Genomic DNA, 1,992 nt, shown 5'->3' with positions numbered 1-1,992 from the left:
AGCGACCAGCGGATGACGTTCGCGTCCTGCTCGCTGGCAGCAACATTGTAGAATCCGAAATAGGCGTAGCTTGCCAGTCCGATGATGATTGCAACCAGGACAACAGCGATCACAGCCAGGGTTCGCACGGTTAACTCCGTGGCGGCAGGCATCATCGCGCATGCCCACCGTCTGCCAAAAGAACGCCTGGAGCCGCCAGATTATTCCGCGGCTCATCATCACAACATCACGAGCCGCGTACCCGTGTCCTAGCCTTCGGCATAGCTAAAGGTGAGCTCTTCATTGACGAACGATCGAATGATCGGCTCCAGCCCCTTCGCGAACAGTCACAAACCATTCGCCAAGGACTTCGGTTAGAGAGACGTCATTTCCAGCAATGGGTGGCTCTAGGTTCTGCACGGCTGCACCCTTGCCATCAGTGCCCCGCTCGGCGTCGCCGATGATCGTCCACCTTGGTCCGCGTTCTAGTTAACTCTTTGGACACAGAACCCGTCGCCTAAATGGGAGCGAAGGCGACGGGCTCAGGCTTGGGCCGGAGTATGCGGGCCGAACCCATAGAGGTCAGGTCTGCTTGCATCTCGGGAGGGGACAGGGTCACAGGTATTGCGACCTGTCGCTTTTCCAACTCCTCGCTACTAGAAAGGTTCCTGCGACAGTTGCGGAAACTGGCTAATAGCCCGACCGGGTCGATGTGGAGCAAGAGACCGGGCTAGGCCCGTCAAAAGCGTGATCACCTACGTTGTCATTGCCCCCTCGAACAGCGCCGAGCAGTCACTTCGTCACAGAATGCGGCCTGGCTATCGGGCACCAGCCAGCCCGAATAGGATCGAAAGAGCTGCCTTGGCGAGCCAATCGGCACGCTCGGCTACCAGGATGAGCATTCCTGGTTGCTTCGAGCGGACTAGCGGGCGCGCGCCGAGCATGACTTCCACGTCAAACTGCGAGGCGAACGGGGAGCCACAAAATCTAGGTGTTGAGCCGATCAAGCTGGATCGCTGTACGGCGCATCGCAGCAGCTGTTACGACCAGCTTCTCAAGTTCGGCATCCGAGAGGTCGGTATCGACGCGTTGCCTCAATATTGAGATCGCGGCGCGGACCGACACGAAGCCAGCGGCGCCGTTTTCATCAAGTAACTGCTCGACGGCAACCTGCTCATCGACGGTGCGCATAGAACAATTATCATCCCAACGCCAATCCGTGTCGAGCCTGCTTGCGGACATTCTGCCGGTGGATGATCCATGCTGACGGTTTGCTGGTAGGACCTTGGTCTCACAGATGCGGGGGTCTGGAGGGCGACGCCGCGAGGCCGGCGGAACATATATGCTCTCCGACGGTTGAAGCGCGTGCTATGCCCGGTTGCCTTGGACGGCTCGAAGGTAGCAGATTCGTCGTTTTCGATCGTTTCGATCTTGCCGGGGATCTTGGCCATTTTTCCTGCCCTTTCCAAAGAGCGGCCTCAAGGCAAAGCCGCCTCCTTCGGCCGTGGGCCGAGATGTCGGGCGTCGACGGCACGAAATTTGCTGCCGGCTTACCGCGGGCGAGTGCGGTCGACCTCGCCTCGTTTGCGGCCATGGCGCTGATCCCCGATCAGGTGCTCCACGCCTGGAGCGCGCTGACGATCGTCTTGGTGCTCCTCTGCACTTCCCTGCTATGGCTAGGCTTCATTGCGGTCGTGCTGCTGCATTCGGCGACCTATGAGCACCGGTCTCCGCGCTATTACGCCGTCAATGCCGGCTATCGCCTAGTCAGCATGACAGTTATGGGCGTGGTCCTGACGGTCATGCGGAGACAAAAGGCCTCAGCCCGGCGGGGCGCGACGAAGAAGCCGCAAAGCTTGTCTGCTATCGCTATTTGGACCCTACAAGCTGCCGGTCAGCACACGTGAAGATCCTATGGGGATGGAAGGCGACCGGCGCTCTGCCAGAGTGAAGTCGCCAAACATCACCTGGAGGTCAGCATGCAAGCCAACACCACCAAAGCCCCGGCCGCGA

2 protein-coding genes are annotated in these 1,992 nt (G+C 59.6%); one reads left to right on the top strand and one right to left on the bottom strand.

The features are described 5' to 3' along the window. Positions 1–966 precede the first annotated feature (966 nt). Entirely contained in the window at positions 967–1,170 is a 204-nt protein-coding gene (locus RFN28_RS34365; RefSeq protein ID WP_320291558.1) for a hypothetical protein, read from the bottom strand. Positions 1,171–1,493: 323 nt separating this feature from the next. Between RFN28_RS34365 and RFN28_RS34360 the strand changes: the two genes are divergently transcribed. Next, entirely contained in the window at positions 1,494–1,886 is a 393-nt protein-coding gene (locus RFN28_RS34360) for a DUF1761 domain-containing protein (RefSeq protein WP_320291557.1), read from the top strand. Positions 1,887–1,992: the final 106 nt, after the last annotated feature.

The sequence above is a fragment of the Mesorhizobium album genome (assembly GCF_033977205.1).
Taxonomy (GTDB): domain Bacteria; phylum Pseudomonadota; class Alphaproteobacteria; order Rhizobiales; family Rhizobiaceae; genus Mesorhizobium; species Mesorhizobium album.
This window is presented reverse-complemented; position numbering and strand designations above follow the sequence as displayed.

What these genes read in the sequence shown, in the direction of transcription:
- RFN28_RS34360 (WP_320291557.1), top strand. Translation starts at nt 1,494, where the DNA reads ATGTCGGGCGTCGACGGCACGAAATTTGCTGCCGGCTTACCGCGGGCG.
- RFN28_RS34365 (WP_320291558.1), bottom strand. Translation starts at nt 1,170, where the DNA reads ATGCGCACCGTCGATGAGCAGGTTGCCGTCGAGCAGTTACTTGATGAA.